Here is a 4,118-nt window from a genome sequence, read left to right on the forward strand (position 1 = left end):
ACCGCGCCGGCACCGGAGCGGACGCTTTCCTCGGTGGTTTCCTTGCCGCGGGTGACGCGCACGCTCGGGCCCTTGTAGACCGGCACCGGGGCGCTGCTGTCGCTGGCGGTGGCGCGGCGCGACGGGGCGGGCGGCGCGTAGGAGGGTGCGGCCTGCTGCTGCCCGCCGCCGTTCTTGGGCGGCACGGTGGTGCGCTGGAAGCGCGACACGTCGCCGCCGGTCGAGAAGGTCGTGCCCTTGTCGACCGGACGGGCCATGGCAGCCTTGAGGATGCGCTCTTCCTGCTCGGGCGTGGCGCCGGGGGGGATCTGGACATCGCCCGCAGCGACCGCGCGTTCGAGCTCCGACTGGCTGTCGGCGATCGAGCGCAGCGCGAGGCTGAGCGTGCCGATGGTCTGCGCCACGGCGATCTTCTCGGCGATCTTGGGGGTGACTTCGAGCGTGACCGTGCGGAATTCGGTGACTTCGGTCTTGCCGTTCTCGTCGACCGTCTTCTCGACCGTCTGGTCGGTCGCCAGCACGCGCAGGTTGCGCAGCACGGTTTCGGCGGCCTTGAGCGGCTGGGTGCCTTGCTCGCCTTCGACCGCCTGGGTCAGCACGAGGTCGACGCGGTCACCGGCGAAGACGAAGCCGGCAACGCCGGTGGTGGCCGACACCGGCACGGTGACAGCGCGCATGCCCGGGGCCAGCGCGGCGGCGAGGAAGCCGCGGTCGCCCGGCGCAACCAGCGCGCCCTGGGTGACCGGCTCGCCCGCGGTGATCGGGAAGCGGACCACGGTGCCCAGCAGCTTGTTCATGTCGGCCTCGCCGTCGATGAAGTAGGCATCCTGCACCAGCTCCTTGGGCCAGGGCTGGAAGCCGAGGGCATCGGCGGTGATGATCGTGCCGGCGGTCAGCGCCCGCTTGGCAACCAGCACGCGCGGGCCGGTGGGCACGGCGGCGGCCTCGGCATCGGGGGCGGCGCCTCCGGCGAACATGCTGCGTGCGGCAAATGCGGTCCCGATCGCAATGATCAGCGCACCGAGCAGCAGAACCCGTTTCTTCCTATCCATGGCTCAAATAGCCCCCTCGTAATGGCCCGTGGGTTGGTTAGCGGGCAGGTATGGTTGCAGTGCGTAAGGCTTCACTGGTTAAAATCGGGTTATGCCGATTGCGCGGCGAAGGAGACGCCGGGCAGATAGTTGGCCCACAGCACCCACAGCCCGCCGAAAGCGATGGCGATCCCGTAGGGAATCTTGATCTTGTCGCGCTCGCCGCGGATGATGTGCCAGCCCGCCAGCACGATCGTCAGCGCGCCGCCTGCGAGCGACATGATCAGCAGCAGCTGCATGAACACGAAGGGCGGCACCCACAGCGCCAGCGCGGTGAGCAGCTTCACATCGCCGCCGCCCATCACCTTCATCGCGAACAGCCCGGCGAGGATGAAGAACGCCGCAGTCGCCACGCCCAACTGGGTCGCGACGCCCGGCCACAGGTCGAGCCCGCTCGCCCACCAGAACGCAGGCGCCGTCAGCGCGATCGCGGCGTTCAGCCAGTTGTCGATCTGGCGCCGCCGCATGTCGGTGAAGGCGGCAATGACCAGCGCAATTGCCAAGCCGATCAGCAGACCGTAGGAAATGGAATTCATCGTGCTTTGCCCCCGGAGCATGGCCGTGCGCCGTGCACAGACCGTCCTTCAATGGGACACTTGCTACAGGTTATGACTTACCAAATAGTAACCACGATTTCCGGTTTGTGCGTTCCGCGCGGGCGAGACCTGCGATGAGCGCTGCCGTGATGGATGGCGCGATCGATCGCCGCGCCATTCCTGCCGCCGCCACCGAGAGCACCTGGCAAGCAGCCGATGGCCACGCCATCCGCCGGATCGACTGGCCGGGCGCCGCCACGCCCTCGCGCGGATCGATCCTGTTTCTCCCCGGGCGCGGGGATTTCTACGAGAAGTATCTCGAGACGCTCGAGGAATGGCACCGCGCCGGGTGGCGCGTGACCGCGTCGGACTGGCGCGGGCAGGCGGGCTCGGGCCGGCTCGGCAAGGATGCGGTGACCGGGCATGTCGAGGATTTCGACATATGGATCGACGATCTGGCGCTCCTGTGGGGCCGCTGGACCGCCGAGACGCCGGGGCCGCATGTGCTCGCCGCGCATTCGATGGGCGGGCATATCGTGCTGCGGGCGCTGGTGGAGAAGCGCGTCGTGCCTGACGCCGTGGTGCTGAGCGCGCCGATGACCGGGGTCAACGGACCGCCGCTGCCGCTGGCCATGCTCCACCGCGTCGCGCAGGCAATGTGCGCTCTCGGCGATCCGATGCGGCAGGCGTGGAAGTGGAGCGAGAAGCCGGGCGAGGCACCTTCCAGGCGCGTCAACCTCCTCACCCATGATCCCGAACGCTATGCCGACGAGATGTGGTGGCGCGACACGCGGCCCGAGCTGGTGATGGGCCCGGCCAGCTGGCGCTGGGTCGAGCGCGCCTATGCCTCGTGGATCATGCTCGAAGCGCCCGGCGCGCTCGAGGGGGTCGGCGTGCCGGTGCTGATCGTCTCGACCGCGATCGACAAGCTTGTCAGCCACCCCGCCAACGTCCGCGCCGCCGCGCGCCTGCCCAAGGGCGAGCTGCTGATGCTGGGCGAGGAAGCGCATCACGAGGTGCTGCGCGAGACCGATGCGGTGCGCGCGGGAATCATGGCGAAGATCGCCGAATTCCTGGGCCGGGTGGCTCCCCCCGCATGAATACGACGCGGATGTACGAATTTGCGGTGATCGGCGGCGGGATGGCGGGTGCGAGCATCGCTGCCGAGCTCGCCCTTTATGCCCGTGTGCTGCTGCTCGAGGGCGAAGACGCGCCCGGCTACCACGCCACCGGGCGCTCGGCGGCGTTCTGGGAGGAATGCTACGGCGGCCCCGGCGTGGTGCCGCTGACCCGTGCCTCGGGCGCCTATCTCGGCGAGCTCGGCTTTCTGACGCCGCGCGGCGCGCTCTACATCGGGCGCGGCGAAGACCGCGAGGCGATGGAGGCTTTTCGCGCGAGCTATCAAGGGACGGGGGTGCAGATCGAGCGCCTCGCGCCTGCGGCGCTCGGCGAACGTGTCCCGCACATCCGCCCCGAATGGAGCGAGGCGCTGCATCAGCCCGCCTGCGCCGACATCGACGTGGCGGGGCTGCACCAGCATTACCTGGCCATGGCGCGGCGCAACTGCGCCGAGGTCGTCACCCGCGCAAGGGTCACGGGGCTTGCGCGCGAGGGCGGGGCCTGGACGATCACCTCGGAGCGCGGGGAGACATGGCGGGCGATGACCATCGTCAACGCTGCGGGGGCCTGGGCGGACGGGATCGCGCGGCTCGCCGGGGTGCAGCCGGTCGGCATCGCGCCGTTCCGCCGCACCGTCGCCGTGCTGCGCGTCGATCCGCCCGCGCCGGCCGACCTGCCGCTGGTGCTCGACATCAATTGCGGATTCTACTTCAAGCCCGACGCAGGCCGCCTCTGGCTCTCGCCCCATGACGAGATCCCCTCCGAGCCCTGCGACGCGGCGCCAGAGGAGCTCGACGTCGCCATCGCCATCGACCGTTTCCAGCAGGTCACCGACTGGCGCATCGCGGCGGTCGAGCGGCGCTGGGCGGGTCTCAGGAGCTTCGCGCCCGACCGGATGCCGGTCTACGGCTTCGATCCGCAAATCGAGGGCTTCTTCTGGTTCGCAGGGCAGGGCGGCTTCGGCATCCAGACCGCGCCCGCCGCCGCGCGGCTGGGCGCGCAGCTTCTTTTGGAGATGGCCCCGGACGCCATGACGGCCGGGATCGATGCGGCCGCCTATGCGCCTGCGCGCTTTGCCGCAGCGCTACAATCGGCCTAGGCAAGGCTGCACCCATCTGGCATTCCCTAACGTGGATTAACCACATAAGGAGGGAATAGCGATGGCTCACAAGTTCGAGATCTACAAGGATAACGCCGGCGAGTTCCGGGTGCGCTTCAAGTACAATTCGGAAGTGATGTTCTCGACCCAGGGCTATTCGAGCAAGGCGAGCGCGCAGAACGCGATCGATTCGATCAAGAAGAACGGCCCCGACGCCGAGGTCGAAGACAATTCCTGATTTCGTGTCGCGCTGACGCGCGACACAGACCCCCC

5 protein-coding genes are annotated in these 4,118 nt (G+C 68.8%); 3 read left to right on the forward strand and 2 right to left on the reverse strand.

Annotation, left to right across the window (positions count from 1 at the left end):
• Positions 1-1,052: Flp pilus assembly protein CpaB (gene cpaB, locus NBV68_RS18250; protein ID WP_296312715.1), on the reverse strand; the 1,052-nt coding region annotated here is incomplete at its 3' end.
• 89 nt (positions 1,053-1,141) lie between these two features.
• Positions 1,142-1,627 carry a prepilin peptidase gene (locus tag NBV68_RS18255; protein WP_296312717.1) on the reverse strand — a complete coding sequence of 162 codons (486 nt, stop codon included), beginning with the start codon at positions 1,625-1,627 and terminating at the stop codon, positions 1,142-1,144.
• 134 nt (positions 1,628-1,761) lie between these two features.
• Here NBV68_RS18255 and NBV68_RS18260 point away from each other — a divergent pair, with 134 nt between their 5' ends.
• From NBV68_RS18260 to NBV68_RS18270, 3 genes are all read left to right on the forward strand, one after another.
• Positions 1,762-2,727: an alpha/beta hydrolase gene (locus tag NBV68_RS18260; protein ID WP_296312719.1), complete on the forward strand. Its 966-nt coding sequence runs from the start codon at positions 1,762-1,764 to the stop codon at positions 2,725-2,727.
• A complete protein-coding gene (locus NBV68_RS18265) occupies positions 2,724-3,845 on the forward strand; it encodes an FAD-dependent oxidoreductase (RefSeq protein ID WP_296312721.1) in 1,122 nt (373 codons plus the stop codon). Before NBV68_RS18260 ends, NBV68_RS18265 begins: the two co-directional genes overlap by 4 nt.
• Positions 3,846-3,906: 61 nt before the next feature.
• Positions 3,907-4,083: a YegP family protein gene (locus tag NBV68_RS18270; RefSeq protein WP_081095341.1), complete on the forward strand. Its 177-nt coding sequence runs from the start codon at positions 3,907-3,909 to the stop codon at positions 4,081-4,083.
• Positions 4,084-4,118: the final 35 nt, after the last annotated feature.

Source organism: Erythrobacter sp., from assembly GCF_023653175.1.
Taxonomy (GTDB): Bacteria; Pseudomonadota; Alphaproteobacteria; order Sphingomonadales; family Sphingomonadaceae; genus Erythrobacter.

Excerpts from the sequence above, each read along its gene's own strand:
- NBV68_RS18255 (WP_296312717.1), bottom strand. The coding sequence starts at position 1,627 with ATGAATTCCATTTCCTACGGTCTGCTGATCGGCTTGGCAATTGCGCTG.
- NBV68_RS18260 (WP_296312719.1), top strand. The coding sequence starts at position 1,762 with ATGAGCGCTGCCGTGATGGATGGCGCGATCGATCGCCGCGCCATTCCT.
- NBV68_RS18265 (WP_296312721.1), top strand. The coding sequence starts at position 2,724 with ATGAATACGACGCGGATGTACGAATTTGCGGTGATCGGCGGCGGGATG.
- NBV68_RS18270 (WP_081095341.1), top strand. The coding sequence starts at position 3,907 with ATGGCTCACAAGTTCGAGATCTACAAGGATAACGCCGGCGAGTTCCGG.